Origin of the sequence: Actinophytocola sp., assembly GCF_035634895.1 — a bacterium.
Taxonomy (GTDB): Bacteria; Actinomycetota; Actinomycetes; order Mycobacteriales; family Pseudonocardiaceae; genus Actinophytocola.
In genome coordinates this window covers 14031-29530 of the sequence record NZ_DASQCC010000216.1, presented here as the reverse complement: position 1 = coordinate 29530, position 15500 = coordinate 14031, and the positions used below count along the sequence as shown (strand labels likewise).

The window sequence follows — 15500 nt, the reverse complement described above, 5'->3', positions numbered from 1 at the left end:
ACGTCACCGGCTACGTCGCGGCGCGGTGCAGGATGTCCGCGAGCTCGGCCGGGCGGGTGAACATGGGCCAGTGCGAGGTCGGCAGCTCCTCGTACACCCAGTGTTCGTCGGCCATGTGCCGGAAGAGCGGTGCACCGGCCATGGCGCGGGCCTGCTCCTCGGTGAAGGTGCACAGGATGCCCAGCCGGGGCAGCGTCTCCCACCGGCCGCTCAGCGACACCGGGGTGGTCGCGGTCGCCCACGGGTGGGGCACCGAGCGTTCGGCGAGCGTCGCCAGCACGTCCGCGTCGAAGCCGAGCCGTGCCCACGGTGGCGGGGGGAGCCGCCAGCCCTCGCCGTGCTCGGCGACCAGTGCCGCCTTGGCCGCCCGCTCGTCCGGGTCGTCGAACTCGGACTGCGACACCCCGTCCGGCAGCGGTCCGGTGTCGACGAACACGAGCTTCGCGACCCGGTCCGGGGTCCGGTCCGCGGCCGCGGTGATCACCACCGCACCCGCGTAGCTGTGGCCGACCAGCACCACGTCGCCGAGGCCCTCGTAGCGGAGCAGGTTCACCACGTCGGTGACGTGCACGTCCAGGTCGACCTCCGGTCGTGCCAGGTGTGCCCGCTCGCCGGTGCCGGTCAGGCTCAACGCGTGCACCTCGTGGCCGCGCGCCCGCAGCGCGTCCGCGACGGGTCGCCATGCCCAGCCGCCGAGCCAGAAACCGGGAACAAGAACGTAGGTCGTCATGTCCGGGACGCTAGGTCCGATACCGGGCAGAACCCGCCCGGTATCGTCACCGGTGTGACCCGCCCCACGGCTCGTGTGCTGGCGCTGCTGGAACTGCTGCAGACCGGCGGCACGCACACCGTGCGCACGCTCGCGGCACGCCTCGGCGTCGACGAACGGACACTGCGGCGCTACGCGCGGCACCTCACCGACCTGGGCATCCCGATCGAGTCGCGGCGCGGCCGGTACGGCGGCTACCGGCTGGCCCCCGGCTACAAGCTGCCGCCGCTCATGCTGACCGACGACGAGGCGGTGGCGGTCGTCCTCGGGCTCGTCGCCGGCCGCCGCGGGGGCCTTGGCACGGCGACGGCCGAGGCGGCGGACAGCGCGTCCGCGAAGGTGCGGCGGGTACTGCCGCACGCGCTCGGTCGCCGGCTCGACGCACTGCTGTCCACCGCGGGCTTCACGGTGCCGGAGTGGTCCGCGCAGCCGCCGGGCACCGGCGTGCTGCTGGTGCTCGCGGACGCGGCGCGCCGCCGCCAGCCGGTCCTGATCACCTACACGAGCTGGCGTGGCGGTTCGACCGAGCGGCGGGTCGAGCCGTACGGCCTGGTGTTCCACTCGGCTCGCTGGTACCTGACCGGCGCGGACTCCCTGCGTGGTGGCGTACGCACCTTCCGCCTCGACCGCGTCGCGGTCGCGGCACCGGTGCCCGGGACGTTCGAGGTGCCGGCCGGCTTCGACCCGATCGCTCAGGTGCTGTCCGGGCTCGCCGACGTGCCCTACCCGCACGAGGTGTCCGTGCTCCTGCACATGGCGATCGCCGACGTGCGGGCGAAGCTCCCGGCCACCGTGGCGACGCTCACCGAGACCGACGGCGGTGTCCGGCTGCTGCTCCGCGCCAACACGCTGGCCTGGGCCGCCGCGGTGCTTGCCTGGCTGGGCTGTACCTTCGAGATCGAGCGCCCGGACGAGCTGCGGACGGAGGTCGCGAGACTGGCCGACCAGCTGTCCGCCTGCGCTCGTCACTGACCACCCGGTCAACCGGGGCGGCGGCTCCGGAGAAGGCTCAGCAGGGCGTCGAGCACGACGACGTCCTCGCCCGGCTCCACGGTCTGCGGGTTGAGCGCCAGCGAGACCGCGTCGTCGAGGACGCCGACCGCGATTCGTGGGTTCCTGGTCCACAGTGCCTCGACCAGCTCGTCCCGGGTCCAGCCGCTCGGCGGGGTCAGGGTGACGATGGCCCGGCCGTGTGGTTGGCCAGCCTCGCTGGGATAACCGCGCTCCGCGCGGACACCCGGCAGGCCGGTGAGCCCCGCGACCCAGCCGGCCACGATCGCCTCGTACGCGGCCAGCACCGCCGGCTCGTCCCGGGCCAGGGACCACTCCACCGCGGCCAGCAGGCCCGCCAGCTCCTCCTTGCCGACCTTCATTCCCCGCCCGATCGCGTGGTTGGGCGAGCCGTGGGCCCTGCAGCCGTCCACGATCGACCGGCTGCCGAGCACCAGGCCGCTCGACTGCGGCCCCCGCAGCCCCTTGCCGCCGCTGAAGATCGCGGCGTCCGCGCCGACCTCCCGGGTGAAGTGCCACAGTGACGAGATCGGCGGGACCTGCGCCGCCGCGTCCACCAGCACCGGCACGCCTGCCTCCCGCGCGACCGGCACGATCTCCTCGACCGGGGGCGCGCCGCCGGCGTAGTGCGCCCCGGCGAACCACAGCACACACGCCGTGCGGGGGCCCAGCGCCGCGCGCACCGAGTCGGCCGCCACGATCCGGGCCCCGGTCATCCTGGCCGCGTAGTCGTAGCCGTTGCGCTGGCCGCGAAAGACCACCACCTCGGTCCGGGTGATGCCGTCCAGGGCGGGGAACGCCGTCAGGCCCTCGGTGCCCGCCATGCAGGCCGCGACGGCCAGGGTGATCCCGGCCGCCGCCCCGGAGGACACGTACGCCGCCTCGTTGCCGGTGAGGGTCGCGATCCGCTCGCCGACCCGTGCCTGGAGCTCGGGAACGTGCACGAACCGGCCGGCGGCCTCGGCCATCGCCGCCACCACCGGTGGGGCCAGCAGGGAGCCGCCGAGCGTGGTCAGCGTCGCGGCCGCGTTGATGACCGGCCGCACGTCCAACGGAGGGCTCACCGCACGAAACGGCTCATCGGTTCGACGCCCAGCCTGCCGGCCAGCCACGCGTCCAGACCGTCGTTGTCCGCGGCGTCCTCGTGGGTCAGCGGGTAGATCTCGGCGTCCGGCAGCGCGTCGGCGAGCGGCTCGTACCAGGACCCGTCGTCGGTCGCGAGCAGCGTGGTGGCGCCGACCCCGGGTGCGTGCCGGACGGGATCGAAGTAGGACAGCGTCTCCCACACCTGCGCCGACGGGTGCGCCCGCAGGTGGTCGGCAAGCTCCTCCGGCGGCCGGTCGGACACCCGGTAGAACAGGGGTTCGGCCACCCGCAGTGCCGTGAAGCCTGTCCGCCGGGCGGCCGTGATCAGCGCGAGGTCGTCGCCGACGACGCCCGCCCGGTCCGTGTCGGGCCGCGCGAGCAGGAACTCCGCGCCACGCAGGCAGTCCGCGACGATCCCACGGTACACATAGGACTCCGGCGACTCGATGCCGTGCGTGAACAACCCCGGATACGCCGCCGCGAACGGTGTGTCGGCGTTGCGCTGCCCCCGGTGCGTCACCGCGAACACCACGTACCGGAGCTTCTCGTTGTGGTGGGAAACCTGGTTGACGCTGCCGTACCGCGGGGTCTCCAGCAGCGCGGGGAACGGACCCGGTCCAGTCGGGACACTCAGGTTGCCGAAGATCCGGTACGGCCCGGCGCTGGTCAGCCATACGTCGTAGGACGTGTAGTCCTCGGTCGTGCGGGACGGCACCGGCTCCAGCACGGGCCGGGCGGGCAGCCGCGCCAGCTCGTCGTCGACCGCGTCCCAGTAGTCGTCGAAACTCATGCCCCCACCTCCGGCGCCAGGTGCTCGGCAAGGAACTCCTCCACCACCGTCATGACCCGGGGCAGACCGGCATGGTGCGCACAGCGGGGATAGGTGTGCAGCGGGTGCTCACCGGGCAGCGCCCGGTGCACGGCGAAGCCGGTCTCCGGCGGGCACACGTCGTCCTCCAGCCCCAGGTAGATCATGACCGGCGCGCGCACCTTCGGCGCGAAGTTGATGCCGTCGTAGTAGGACACCGTCTCGGCCACGAGCGGCGCGTGGTCCGGGTGCACCCGCAGGTACTCGGTGATCTCCTCGTAGGGATAGGAACGCGTGAGCCGGGTCGCCGCCATGATCCCGCACAGGTACGGCGCACCGGCACTCACGCAGGCGATCGCCTCGGGGCGCAACGCGGCCGTCGTGATGCCCAACCCGCCGCCCTGGCTCGACCCCTGCAGCCCTATCCGGCTCGTGTCCACTTCGGACCGGCCGGCCAGCACGTCGACCGCACGCACGACGTCGAGGTAGAACCCGCGGTAGCCGTAGGTGTGGTGGTCCACGATGTTGTGCGTCAGCAGGCCGGGGTAGCCGGGGTCGAACACGGCGTTGGACCGCAGCTTTCCCCGCGGTGCCACCGCGAGCGCGGCGTACCCCAGCTCCGACCAGCGCCGGGGCACGTCCGGCTCGGAGATGTACCCTGGGATGGTCACCAGCCCCGGGTAGGGCGCCGGACCGTCGCGGGGCGTCGTGTACCACGCCGCGACACGCACGCCCTGGTAGCTCGTGTACCGGACGTCGTACACCGCGACCGTGTCCGTAGACAAGCCCGGCGCGTACTCGAACGACGGCCGCAACGGCAGCGCCGTGCACGCCGCCACGCTCTCGGCCCAGAACTCGTCGAAGTCGGCCGGTCGCGGCACCTCGATCGTGGCCGCCTCAGGATCCCTCAACTCGCCTTCCCCTCCTCGAGCGCCCGGCCGTCCTCGACCGAGAAGTAGTGCAGCTTCGTCCGGTCCAGTCCGATGTGGATGGTTCTGTCGTGCCCGAGGTGGAAGGGCGCCGCCACGCGGGCCTTGATCAGGTCGCCGTCGAGCCGCACGGTCACCAGGACGTCCGCGCCCAACGGTTCGGTGATGAAGACCTCGCCCGGCTCGTGGCCTTCCCGTGGCGTCACCGACAGCGACACGTTCTCGGGCCGGATACCGAGCACGACCCGTTCCCTGGTCAGGAAGTTCATTGGCGGGCTGCCCATGAACGAGGCCACGAAACGGTTCGCGGGGCGGGCGTAGATCTCGTCCGGCGTCGCGCACTGGTGGACCACCCCGTCCTTCATCACCGCGATCCGGTCGGACATGGTCATCGCCTCGACCTGATCGTGCGTCACGTAGATGAACGTCCGTGCCAGGTCCACGTGCAGGCGCTTGATCTCCGCACGCATCAGCACCCGCAGCTGCGCGTCCAGGTTGGACAGCGGCTCGTCGAGGAGGTAGGCGCCGGCCTCCCGGACGATGGCGCGGCCGAGCGCCACCCGTTGCCGCTGCCCGCCGGACAGCTCTCTGGGCCTGCGGTCGAGCAGGTCCAGGATGTCGAGCGTGCCGGCGGCCTCGCGGACCTGCCGGGCGATCTCGTCCTTGGGCACCCGCAGCATCTTCAGCGCGAAACCGATGTTCTGCTCGACGGTCTTGTGCGGGTAGAGCGCGTAGCTCTGGAACACCATCGACACGTCCCGCTTGTTCGCGGGCAGCCAGCCGACCGGCTGGTCGTCGAAGTAGATCTGCCCCGCGCTCGCGCGCTCCAGCCCGCAGATCATCCGCAGCGTCGTCGACTTCCCGCAGCCGGACGGGCCGACCAGCGTGAGGAACTCCCGGTCGCGCACGGTCAGGGACAGGTCGTCGACGACCGTCTTGCCGCCGAAGGACTTCGTGACGCCGTCGAGCCGTACCTCTGCCATACCTAGCCTTTCACCGAGCCGGCCGCCATGCCGGCCACGAGCTTGCGCTGGAAGACCAACGCCAGCAACAGCGGCGGCAGCACAGCGAGCACGCCGGCCGCGGCCATCACGGTGTACTGCGTGTTGAAGTCGGTGGCGAAGTTCGCCGCCACCACCGGGATCGTCTTCGCCGCTCTGGTGCTGGTCAGGAACAACGCGAACATGAACTCGTTCCACGCCGTCATGAACGAGAAGACCGCCGCGGCGACCAGGCCCGGCGCGGCGACCGGCAGGAACACCGACCACATCGTGCGGAACCACCCGCAGCGGTCGACCCGCGCCGCGTCCTCCAGCTCTCTCGGCACCGACCGGAAGAAGTCCTTGAGGATCCAGATCGTGATCGGCAGCGCGAAGGTCGTGTAGGACAGGATCAGCGCGAGGTAGGTGTCCAGCAGGTGGAACTCTCGCATCAGCAGGTAGAACGGGATGATGATGGCGATGCCGGGCACCATCCTGGTGATCAGGTACAGGACCAGCAGCAGCTGGCTGCCGCGGAACCTGATGCGGGAGAACGAGTACGCCGCGAAGGTCGCGAGCACCAGGTTCAGCAGCGCGGTGGACGCCGCCACGACCAGGCTGTTGAGCAGCGAGTACGGCGTCTCCTCGATCGCCCGCGAACCGACGAGCGCCTGGGCGTCGCTCGGGTCGACGAAGCCGAGGTAGTTCGCGAGCGTCGGGTGCTCCGGGATCCACTGTGGAGGGACGGAGACGGCGTCGGCCTCCGGCATGAAGCTCATCGCCACGATCCAGTAGAACGGCAGCACCAGGTAGAGCGCGAACAGCACGGCGAGCACGTAGACGACGATCTTCTTCCACGGCACCCGGTACCGCAGGGGAACGGTGGTCATACCTCGAAGTTCCCCCTCCGGTAGAGCAGAGCGATGTAGCCGATCGAGACCACCAGCGTGATCAGGGTGATCACCCAGGCGTACGCGCTGCCCAGCCCGAAGTCGGTGTAGGTGAGCACGGTCCGCACGTCCAGCAGCGCGATCGTGGTCGTCGCGCTGCCGGGACCACCGCCGGTCAGGACGTAGATCGTGTCGAACGCGCGGAACGCGTTCATGGTCTCCAGGATCAGCACGATCAGCAGCGGATGCGTCAGCCACGGCATCGTGACCTGCCCGAAGCGGCGCAGGACACCGGCGCGGTCGACCTTGGCGGCGTCGTACAGCTCCGAGGGGATCGTCGCCAGCCCGGCCAGCAGGATGATCACCGAGAACGGGAGCGTGTTCCACACCTGTGCCATCGCCGTGAAGAAGAACGCGCCGGTCCCGGAGGTCAGCCAGGCCTGGTAGCCGTCGACGAGACCGAGCTGCGTGAGCAACCCGTTGAGCGCGCCGGTCTTCGCGTCGAAGACGGTCCGCCACATGAGGCCGTTGACCACGCCCGGCATCGCCCACGGCAGCAGCGCGAGGCTCAGCAGCAGGCCCCGGCCGCGGAAGGTCTCGTTGAGCACCAGCGCGAGCGTCATCGCGAGCACCACGGTGAACGCGAGGACCACCAGCACGAACAACGCGGACACCCGCAACGACGCGAGGAACGCGTCGTCATGGAACAGCGACAGGTAGTTGTCCAGGCCGATGAACCGCTTCGCCAGCGGCTGCTTGAGGTTGTCCCGGTGCAGGCTCACCCAGAACGAGTAGCCGATGGGATAGGCGACGAGCAGCGAGATGACGATGATCGCGGGAGCGTTGAGCGCGTAGGCGCGGACGTTGTCGCTCCACGGTTTCCTTGGCATGCCTCAGGAGTACTTCTTCTTGAGGTCGCCGGCGGTCTTGTCGAGGCTCGCGACGGCCGCCTCCGGGGTCGCCTGGTCGGTCAGCACCTGCTGGACCACCTTGTGCATCTCCGTCTCGAACTCGGTGTACCACGGGACGTCCAGCACGTTGCGGGCGTGTGCGGTCTCGGCCAGCTCCTGGTAGACGACGGGGTCCGCGAACTTCTTCAGGGCCGCGACGACGTCCGGGTCCTTGGCGAGGTCGGTGAAGGTGAATCCGAGTCCGCGCTGCATGAACCAGAACTTGGCGGTGTAGGGCACCTTGTCGCGGTCGTAGCCGCCGAGGTAGGTCAGCAGCTTGACCGCCTTGTCCTTGACCTGGGTGTTCGCGGACAGGCCGTACATACGGGTGTTGCTGACCGTGCCCTTCGACTCGTCCTCGAGACCGGGGACGAGCGCGAGCTTCATCCTGCCGGCGACCTTCGACTTCGCCGGATCGTTGTAGGTCCGCAGGGCGTAGCGCGCACCGATGGTGAACGCGTACTGGCCGGCCATCATCGCGTTGTCCAGCGGCACGGGCAGGAGCTGCAGCGACGCGGGGTCGAGCACCTTGGACTTGTTGGCGGCGTCCCGCAGCCAGGCGAAGACGTTCTTCGTCGTGGGGTCCTTCGACTTCAGCACCGGCGTGTGGTCGTCGGCGAACATCTCGCCGCCGCTGGCGAAGACCAGGCCCCACACCCATGCCCACCAGGTGTCCGACAGCTGCGCGGTCATCCCGATCGGGTACTCCAGGAGCCCGTCGTTCTTGATCTTCAGCGCCTGCCGCGTCAGCTCGTCGAGGCTCTTGGGCGGGGTGGTGAAGCCCGCCTTGCCGAGGATCTCCGCGTTGTAGATCAGGCACTGGGAGTCCGTGTAGTACGGCAGGCCGTAGCGCTTTCCCTTGTACGTCATGGTCTCCGCGTTCGACGGGTAGATCGAGTCGTAGACGTCGGCCACGCCGGCGAGCCCGTCGAGCGGTTGCAGGTAGCCGGCCTCGACCCAGCCCGCCAGCGAGTCGTCGTAGACGTACAGCGCGTCGGGGCCGGCGTCGCCGGTGAACTCCGCGACCACCTTCTGGACGTACTGGGCGCTGGTGATCGGGGTGTAGGAGACCCTGATGTCCTTGTTCAGCCTGGCGAACCGGTCGAGGTTCTGCTGTACCAGCTGGGCCTCGTAGTCCCAGCCCTCGAACCGGACCGTGCCGTCGCCGCTGCCGCCACCGCCCTCGCCGCAGGCGGCGAGGAACGAGGCCGAGACTCCGAGGCCGGCGAGTTTGAGCGCTTCCCTGCGGGTGAACGCGTTCATGTCTGTTCCTTGAGGGCGTCGTCGATGTGCAGGTGGTAGAGCCGCGATGGGCGGCCCTTGGCGTGGTTCTGCGCGCTGCCCGCGACGGTGACCAGGCCGCACGCGCTGAGCTTCCGGATGAGCCGGCGCCCACTGGGATCGGTGATGCCGAGCGACTCCGCGAGGTCGCCCGGTGAGATCGGCCTGCCGGCCAGGCTGTGTTCCAGCGCGGCGAGCCGGGACAGCGTGGTCGCGCTCAGGCCGGCGCTGCCCGCGAGGTCCTCGAGTCCCTCGCGGTGACCCCGGTAGGAGAACTCCAGCGGGATACGCGTCGGCGTCATCGGACCGATGATCAGCCCGCTGTCCTCGATGAGGTAACCGGCCGGCGAGGCTTCCCGGTCGGCGCGTTCGGCGGCGCGTTCGGCCAGCAGCACGCAGTTGCGTGCCGACGCCCCGACGCCGAACCCCGCGGCGACCCGGATGCCGAGGGTGCTCGCCGCCTCGTCGAGGGCGGGCACGGTGACCCAGCTGTGCGTGACGCGTTCGAACAGTGCCTTGTGGGCGAACAGGAGGACGCCGCGCCGGTCCCGGTTCTCGATCCAGGCCTCGGCGAACTCCGGGGTGTTGACCAACAGGTTCGTCATCCCGACCCGCGCCCGGTCGGGATCGGTCCGACCGTCCTGTTTGGACAGTTGGAAGATGCCGGCCGCGAACCGCAGGGCACTCGCCCGGGTGGACTCGATGCGCAGGGCCAGCTCGTGCAGCTGTACGCGGATCGTCGAGGGCACGGGCATGCCGTTGAGCAGCGGCACCGTCCCGTGAAGCCGTGCCACGACGGCACTTCGTGCGCTGATGACGTAGCTGTCGTGCCGGCGGTGGTGGTCGAGGTGGAACTCGGCGATCTCCGCACTGGTCTGCTCGTGGCAGTACGGAAGGCAGGCGATCCGGTCCCGGTCGAGGTCCAGCGCGCGGGCGACCTCGTCGACGGTGGCGTTGTCGAAGGTGTCGATGCTGACCGGTGTGGGGGGCCAGCCTTTGGCCAGGGCGCGGTAGAGGGTCATCGCCAGGTCCAGCGCCGAGGACCTGGTCACCGCCACCGACAGGTCGGCCGGCAGCAGGTCGCGGCAGGCGGTGTAGGGGACCGGGCCGAGGAGGAGCCCGTCGATGTGGCTCTCGGCAAGGAGATCGGCGACCTGGCGGCGGATGTCGTCCTCGTGGTCGTAGCCGACCCACCTGAGATCGACGCCGGCCAGGGTGCTCGCCGCCTCCTCGAAGAGCTCGCGGCGAGCGGTATGGACCACGACTGCGATCACGGCGAACACGGCACCACCATTACGATCCAGGTTCGAAAATGGTTCGGTTTTCCGGTGATTCTCACGTTACTGCGCGCGTCGAGTTGGTCAAGAGTTTTCTCGTGATCACGCCCGTGCCCCTTCGTTCACGAGAGTCGAGTCGTTCGGTCCACCAGTATTGACTCTGCGTCCTCATAGGAGTACTCACGGTGATCGTGGACAGCGCCGAGGTTCCCCCGACGTTTCGGCACCGTCCGGTTCGGTCTGGCGCCAAGCGACTTCCGCTACGCGGGCGCGACCTGGAGCTGTCCTGCTTCGCCGAGCTGCTGCGGACGGCCGTCACGCGTGGCCACGGCGTTGCGGTGTCGATCGTGGCCGGGGCGGGCGCCGGCAAGACCGCGTTGCTCGCGGAGCTGGCGAACCTGGCGCAGGCACAGGGTTTCCGGGTGACCAGGCTGGCGATGGACGAGGAGTTCCGGCCGGACGTCCTGGTGCGCAGGCTCCGCGACACCGACGTCGTCCCGTCCGATCTGCGGGTGGTGTTGGAGAGCCGGCTCGCCCGCACCCCGCTGCTCGTCACCCTCGACAACCTCCGGTGGAGCGAACCGACGGCACCCACGCTGGAGACCGTGTTCTCACTGCTGACCACGAGGCCGCTGGTGTGTGTGCTCGCGCGGCGTCCGGGTGAGTGCACGGCCCACCTCGACCAGCTGGTGCGCTACGTCGAGGACCGGGATGCCATGGTGCACATGCGGTTGCGGCGCATGTCCGCGGAGGCGGTGGCGATGGTCGTCGAGGACCTGCTCGGCGCCGCGCCCAACGAGGCGTTGACCGAGCTCGCCGCGTGTGCCGAGGGCAACCCGGGCGAGCTGATCTCACTGGTCGACGGGCTGGTGCGCGACGGCCTGGTCAGCCGGGAGCACGACAACGCGTTCCTGTCAGGTGAGCTCGGCGGTGCGGTGCCGGAGAGCCTGGCCGCACTGGTCCAGCGAAGACTCGACCCGCTGTCGGCGCAGGCTCGGCAGCTGCTGGACGTCGCGGCGGTGCTCGGCCGGACCTTCACCCCGGGTGACGTGGCCAAGATGCTGCGGCAGCCGCTGGCGGCGCTGGCGCCCGCGTTCCGGGAGGCCGTCTCGGCCGAGCTGCTGGACTCCGTGGCGGAGCGGATGCGGTTTCGCCGGGACCCGGCATGGCAGGTTGTGCTGCAACGGATTCCGGTGCCGATCCGCAGTGCCCTGCATCATCAGGCCGCGCGGCTGCTGTTCACGCGCGGCGGTCCCGTCGCCGACATGACCGAGCACCTCCTGCTCGGCGCGACGCTGCGGGACCCGCTGACGCTGGAGATGCTGCGGACGGCGGCGGAGCGGGCGCTGGGACCGTCGCCGCGGGCGGCGGTGAACCTGTCGCTGCGTGGCCTGGAGCTCGTCCGCGACGACAGTGCGGAGTGGCTGCCGTTGACGCGGCTCGCGGTCGAGTCGTGCACCAGGGCCGGGCCCCTGTGTACTGCGGTGGAGCTGGCCACCGGCGCCCTCGATCGGGAGCTGCCACCGGAAGCGGACCGCGCGTTGCGCCACTGGCTCTCGGCAGCCCTTGTCCTGCAAGGGAACCGGGTGACGCCGGACTCCGCGAGGCTGGGGCTCGACGCGGCGATGGCGGCGGTCGTCCATGGCGGACACGCCGACGTGGCCAGCCTGCCGTCGTGTGCGATGCAGGCCTGGCAAGCAGGGCGGATCGCCGCCGCGCTGCGGCTGTCCGACGCGGCGGCGCGGTCGGCGGAGGCACGCGAGCCGGTGACCTGGCTCGGGCACCCTCTGCTCGTCCGGGCGGCGATCCTGACCGGGCTGCGGGACGTCGACGGCGCCCGTGCGGCGATCGCGGCGGTGGGTCCACGCGTCGACCCCGCGCTGAGCGTGCTGCCGACACTGCTGAGCGCGCGGATCGACCTCTGCCTCGGCCGGCTGGCGAACGCGCTGACCAAGGCGAGCGAGACGCTGGCGCTCGCCAAGGAGACGGGCGCGCACGTGTACCTGCCGGCCGCGCTGGCGGTGCTGACCACGGTGTCGTTGCGACGGGCCGATCTCGCGGCGAAGGTGGCGGAGCACGCGCTGGCGGCGTGGGCGTTCCGGGAGATCACCGGACGGCGTTCGGTGACGCTGGAATGGGCGCAGGCCCAGCTGGAGTTCGCCGGGGACGGCGAGGATCCGGTACTGCAGGCGGTCTGCCGCGACTCCGCCGGGCGTGAGCTGCTGTTCGTCGAGGAGCCCGCCGCCGCCGCGTGGATCGTGCGCACCGCGTTGGCGATGGGGGAACGTGACTGGGCCGCGGCGGCGCTGTCCACAGTGGAACGACTGGCGGGGGACAGCCGGGAGGTCCGGTCGCTGGTGATGTCCGCACTGCACGCGCGAGGGGTCCTGCACGGTGACGCCGGCGCGTTGGCGGAGGCGGCGGAGCGGCATGTGGACGCGTGGGCGAGCGCGTCGGCGTCCGAGGACCTGGGTGCGATGCTGGCCGGGCGGGACCGGGACGCCGCGGTGTCCCGGCTGGAGGTCGCGGCGGCGCGCTACGACTCGGTCGGGGCGGAGCGGGACGGTGCCCGGGTCCGCAGGCGGCTACGGGAGCTCGGGGTCGTCAGGCGGCACTGGCGTGTCCGAACCCGGTCCGGGACCGGCCTCGCGGCGTTGACCGAGACCGAGCGCTCGGTCGCCGCACTGGTCGCGACCGGACTGACGAACAAGCAGGTCGCCGCCCGGATGTTCATCTCGCCCCACACCGTCGCCTTCCACCTGCGCAAGGTGTTCCGCAAGCTCGACATCGGCTCACGGATCGAGCTGGCCCGCCTCATCCAGCCCAACGACTGAGCAGCAGCCTCGTCGGACCGTGGAACACCATGTCGTGTCCGAAGTGGACACCGTCCACCGTGCGGCCGGGCAGGAAGTCGAGCAGCAGGGGGAGGGCGATCTCGGCCTCTGCCCTGGCGAGCTGGGCGCCGAGGCAGTAGTGGATGCCCAGCCCGAAGCCGCAGTGCCGCGAGGTGTCCCGGTCCAGGTACAGCCGATCCGGCTCGGGGAACCTGGTGGGGTCGCGGTTGGCCGAGCCGAGCACGAGCACCACCTTGTCGCCGCTGTCGATCCGCCGCCCGCCCAGCGCCCGTGGCTCGGTGGCCCAGCGGGTCACCATCTGCACCGGTGCGTCGTACCGGACCAGCTCGTCGACCGCGGCGGACGGCCTGGCCCGCAACCGGTCGGCGAGCGCCGGCCGGGCGGCCAGCGCGAGTACCGACTTGCCGAGCAGGTTCGTCGTGGTCTCGTGGCCGGCGGTCAGCAGGTGCACGCAGGTGCCGGTGATCTCGTCGTCGGTGAGACCGGGCGCGTTCGCCAGCAGGGACACCAGGTCTCGCCGCGGCGAACGGCGGCGGAGCCGTGCCTGGCCGGCGAAGTACTCGGTCAGCTCGCGGGCGGCGGTCTCGGCCTTCGTGAACCCGTCCCGGGCCGCGCGGGCGGAACTGGCCTGCTGCAACCATTCCGCGCGCTCGCGGAACCACGGGTGCAGGCTCCCCGGCACCCCCAGCAACTCGGAGATCACCAGCACCGGCAACGGTGCCGCGAACTCCTTCACGAAGTCGTGCGGCCCGGCCAACGGACGCAGCAGGCCGCGCGCCACGGCGGCGATCCGCGGGCGCAGGTCGGCCACCACCCGGGTGGAGAGCTCGGCGGACAGCAGGCGGCGCAGGCGGGTGTGCCGGGGCGGGTCCAGGAAGACCAGCCAGTTCTCCACGCTCCGGCGCAGCGCGTCGTTCCGCCCCGGAATGTGCGCCGGCATGTTGCGCCCGAAGGCCTTGCTCGACAGCACGTCGGCGACGTCGTCGTAGCCGAAGACGTACCACGTGCCCGGCTCGGCCTGGTGCACCGGATCCGCCGCCCGGTAGCGCCGGTACACCGGGTACGGGTTCGCGATGTCCGCCGCCGGCCAGTCCCGCGGCGAGAACGGCTCCATCACCGGGCCCCTCGGACGACATCGGCGAGGTCAGGGGCCGGCGGCTCGTCCCCGCGCCACGCCACGTGGCCGTCCGGGCGCACGAGCACGAACCCGAAGCGGTACAACCGGGCGATCTCCGGGTCCTCGCACCGGACGACCGCCAGCGGCATGCCCCGGTCGGCGAACGCGCGCCGGAACCCGTCGAGCGGACCGGCGTCCGCGAACCGCAGCAACGTGTGGCCGCGGCCGAACAGGTCCAGTGTGGACAGACCGGGGCGGACCCACGCGTGCGCGGCACGGCTGCCCGGGTCACTGCCCGGCCGCCAGTCCGGGGTGACCTCGGCCGGACCGTCGGCGACGACGATCGGCGAGCGGTAGTGGAATCCGAAGTGGACCTCCGGCGCGTCGAACTCACGCCATGCGCCACCGCTGGCCAGCCGCTCGGCCATCGCCGCCCGCGCCGAGGCGCCCCGCGGCGTGTCGAGCGACAGGTCGGCCGGGATCGTCCGGTCCGTGGTGCGCGTCAGGTTCGTGTTGGCGGCGGCCAGGCTGTCCAGCGCGACCGGCCGCCGTTCGGTCTCGTAGGTGTCCAGCAGACCCGGTCCGGCCCAGCCGTCGAGTGTGGCCGCGAGCTTCCAACCCAGGTCCGCGGCGTCGCCGATCCCCGTGTTCATGCCGAAACCGCCCGACGGGGACAGCGTGTGCGCCGCGTCCCCGGCCAGGAACACCCGCCCCGACCGGTAGTGGTCGGCGACCCGCTGCGTCAGGTGCCACACCCCGTCCGACACCAGCTCGACCGGTGTCTCGACCGCGATCGCGTCCCGCACCAGGGACAGCGCGTCCTCGTCGGTGTCGGCCGACACGACCAGGTTGTACAGGCCGCGGCCGTCGAGTGAACGCATGGGATAGCGCAGCGCCGACGACCGCATCAGGAAGTACACCAGCGCGGTCCGGTGACCCAGCCGTGCGGCCAGCTCCGGCGCGTGGAACAGGATGTTGCGGAACACCCTGGTCTCGTGCAGGGACGGGGCGTCGATGCCGACCGACCCGCGGACGGGGGAGGCGCTGCCGTCACACGCGACCAGGAACCGGGCGGACACCGCCGTCGTCGTCCCGTCGTGGGTGACCTCCGCGCGGACACCGTCGGGCTCCTGCGTGAAGCCCTGGAGCCGGCACCGGTACCGCAGCGAGCCGACGGCCTTGGCCAGCACCGGGTTCAGCAGGTGGGCCGGGCAGACCTGGTCGGGCTCCGGCGTGTGCGCGAAGGCGGGACGGTCGGCCGTGGTGCCGCGTTCGAAGCGGTGGAGCTCGTACTCGCCGACCCGGGTGACCCACGCGATGTCCAGCGGGTGGTCGGGTGGCCAGCCCGCCTCGCGGATCCGGTCCGCGACCCCCCAGCGCCGGAAGTACTCCATCGACCGCGGCCCGACCGTGCTGACCTTGGGGTGCCGGACCACGCCGTCGCCCTCGTCGATCACCAGGTGGTCGATGCCCCGATGGGTGAGGTTCAGCGCCAGCGCCAGACCCACCGGGCCGCCGCCCACGATCAGCACGTCGGTCTCGTGCAT

13 protein-coding genes are annotated in these 15500 nt (G+C 71.2%); 2 read left to right on the top strand and 11 right to left on the bottom strand.

The features are described 5' to 3' along the window. Positions 1-10: 10 nt before the first annotated feature. The gene (locus tag VET29_RS33155) at positions 11-730 is read right to left on the bottom strand and encodes an alpha/beta fold hydrolase (RefSeq protein WP_324928123.1); all 720 of its coding nucleotides are present in this window, start codon (positions 728-730) and stop codon (positions 11-13) included. Positions 731-784: 54 nt separating this feature from the next. Here VET29_RS33155 and VET29_RS33150 point away from each other — a divergent pair, with 54 nt between their 5' ends. Continuing rightward, positions 785-1741, top strand: a complete 957-nt coding sequence (locus tag VET29_RS33150) for a YafY family protein (protein WP_324928121.1) — start codon at positions 785-787, stop codon at positions 1739-1741. An 8-nt stretch (positions 1742-1749) separates the two neighbouring features. On the opposite strand, the gene VET29_RS33145 is transcribed toward VET29_RS33150, so the two are convergent. Genes VET29_RS33145 through VET29_RS33110 form a run of 8 tightly spaced genes read right to left on the bottom strand, consistent with a single transcriptional unit; the run spans position 1750 to position 9978 of the window. Then, positions 1750-2844 carry an aminotransferase class V-fold PLP-dependent enzyme gene (locus VET29_RS33145; RefSeq protein ID WP_324928119.1) on the bottom strand — a complete coding sequence of 365 codons (1095 nt, stop codon included), beginning with the start codon at positions 2842-2844 and terminating at the stop codon, positions 1750-1752. Further along, the gene (locus VET29_RS33140; protein WP_324928117.1) at positions 2841-3656 is read right to left on the bottom strand and encodes an acetylxylan esterase; all 816 of its coding nucleotides are present in this window, start codon (positions 3654-3656) and stop codon (positions 2841-2843) included. Before VET29_RS33140 ends, VET29_RS33145 begins: the two co-directional genes overlap by 4 nt. After that, positions 3653-4585, bottom strand: a complete 933-nt coding sequence (locus tag VET29_RS33135) for an acetylxylan esterase (protein ID WP_324928115.1) — start codon at positions 4583-4585, stop codon at positions 3653-3655. The genes VET29_RS33140 and VET29_RS33135 overlap by 4 nt, the downstream gene beginning before the upstream one ends. Then, entirely contained in the window at positions 4582-5586 is a 1005-nt protein-coding gene (locus VET29_RS33130; RefSeq protein WP_324928113.1) for an ABC transporter ATP-binding protein, read from the bottom strand. The genes VET29_RS33135 and VET29_RS33130 overlap by 4 nt, the downstream gene beginning before the upstream one ends. Before the next feature lie 2 nt (positions 5587-5588). Next, entirely contained in the window at positions 5589-6473 is an 885-nt protein-coding gene (locus VET29_RS33125) for a carbohydrate ABC transporter permease (protein WP_324928111.1), read from the bottom strand. Beyond that, complete coding sequence (locus VET29_RS33120) at positions 6470-7363, bottom strand: sugar ABC transporter permease (protein WP_324928108.1); 894 nt, start codon at positions 7361-7363, stop codon at positions 6470-6472. The genes VET29_RS33125 and VET29_RS33120 overlap by 4 nt, the downstream gene beginning before the upstream one ends. A 3-nt stretch (positions 7364-7366) precedes the next feature. Then, the gene (locus VET29_RS33115) at positions 7367-8686 is read right to left on the bottom strand and encodes an extracellular solute-binding protein (protein ID WP_324928106.1); all 1320 of its coding nucleotides are present in this window, start codon (positions 8684-8686) and stop codon (positions 7367-7369) included. Next, complete coding sequence (locus VET29_RS33110; RefSeq protein ID WP_324928104.1) at positions 8683-9978, bottom strand: hypothetical protein; 1296 nt, start codon at positions 9976-9978, stop codon at positions 8683-8685. Before VET29_RS33110 ends, VET29_RS33115 begins: the two co-directional genes overlap by 4 nt. Positions 9979-10166: 188 nt before the next feature. Between VET29_RS33110 and VET29_RS33105 the strand changes: the two genes are divergently transcribed. Continuing rightward, a complete protein-coding gene (locus VET29_RS33105; RefSeq protein WP_324928102.1) occupies positions 10167-12815 on the top strand; it encodes a helix-turn-helix transcriptional regulator in 2649 nt (882 codons plus the stop codon). Here the strand turns inward: VET29_RS33105 and VET29_RS33100 are convergent. Both VET29_RS33100 and VET29_RS33095 read right to left on the bottom strand, forming a co-directional pair. Next, positions 12796-13950: a cytochrome P450 gene (locus VET29_RS33100; RefSeq protein WP_324928099.1), complete on the bottom strand. Its 1155-nt coding sequence runs from the start codon at positions 13948-13950 to the stop codon at positions 12796-12798. The genes VET29_RS33105 and VET29_RS33100 overlap by 20 nt on opposite strands. Further along, positions 13950-15500: an FAD-dependent monooxygenase gene (locus VET29_RS33095; protein ID WP_324928097.1), complete on the bottom strand. Its 1551-nt coding sequence runs from the start codon at positions 15498-15500 to the stop codon at positions 13950-13952. Before VET29_RS33095 ends, VET29_RS33100 begins: the two co-directional genes overlap by 1 nt.

Coding starts and splice junctions, on each gene's coding strand:
- VET29_RS33155 (WP_324928123.1), bottom strand. CDS start 730: ATGACGACCTACGTTCTTGTTCCCGGTTTCTGGCTCGGCGGCTGGGCA.
- VET29_RS33140 (WP_324928117.1), bottom strand. CDS start 3,656: ATGAGTTTCGACGACTACTGGGACGCGGTCGACGACGAGCTGGCGCGG.
- VET29_RS33130 (WP_324928113.1), bottom strand. CDS start 5,586: ATGGCAGAGGTACGGCTCGACGGCGTCACGAAGTCCTTCGGCGGCAAG.
- VET29_RS33125 (WP_324928111.1), bottom strand. CDS start 6,473: ATGACCACCGTTCCCCTGCGGTACCGGGTGCCGTGGAAGAAGATCGTC.
- VET29_RS33120 (WP_324928108.1), bottom strand. CDS start 7,363: ATGCCAAGGAAACCGTGGAGCGACAACGTCCGCGCCTACGCGCTCAAC.
- VET29_RS33115 (WP_324928106.1), bottom strand. CDS start 8,686: ATGAACGCGTTCACCCGCAGGGAAGCGCTCAAACTCGCCGGCCTCGGA.
- VET29_RS33100 (WP_324928099.1), bottom strand. CDS start 13,950: ATGGAGCCGTTCTCGCCGCGGGACTGGCCGGCGGCGGACATCGCGAAC.
- VET29_RS33095 (WP_324928097.1), bottom strand. CDS start 15,500: ATGCACGAGACCGACGTGCTGATCGTGGGCGGCGGCCCGGTGGGTCTG.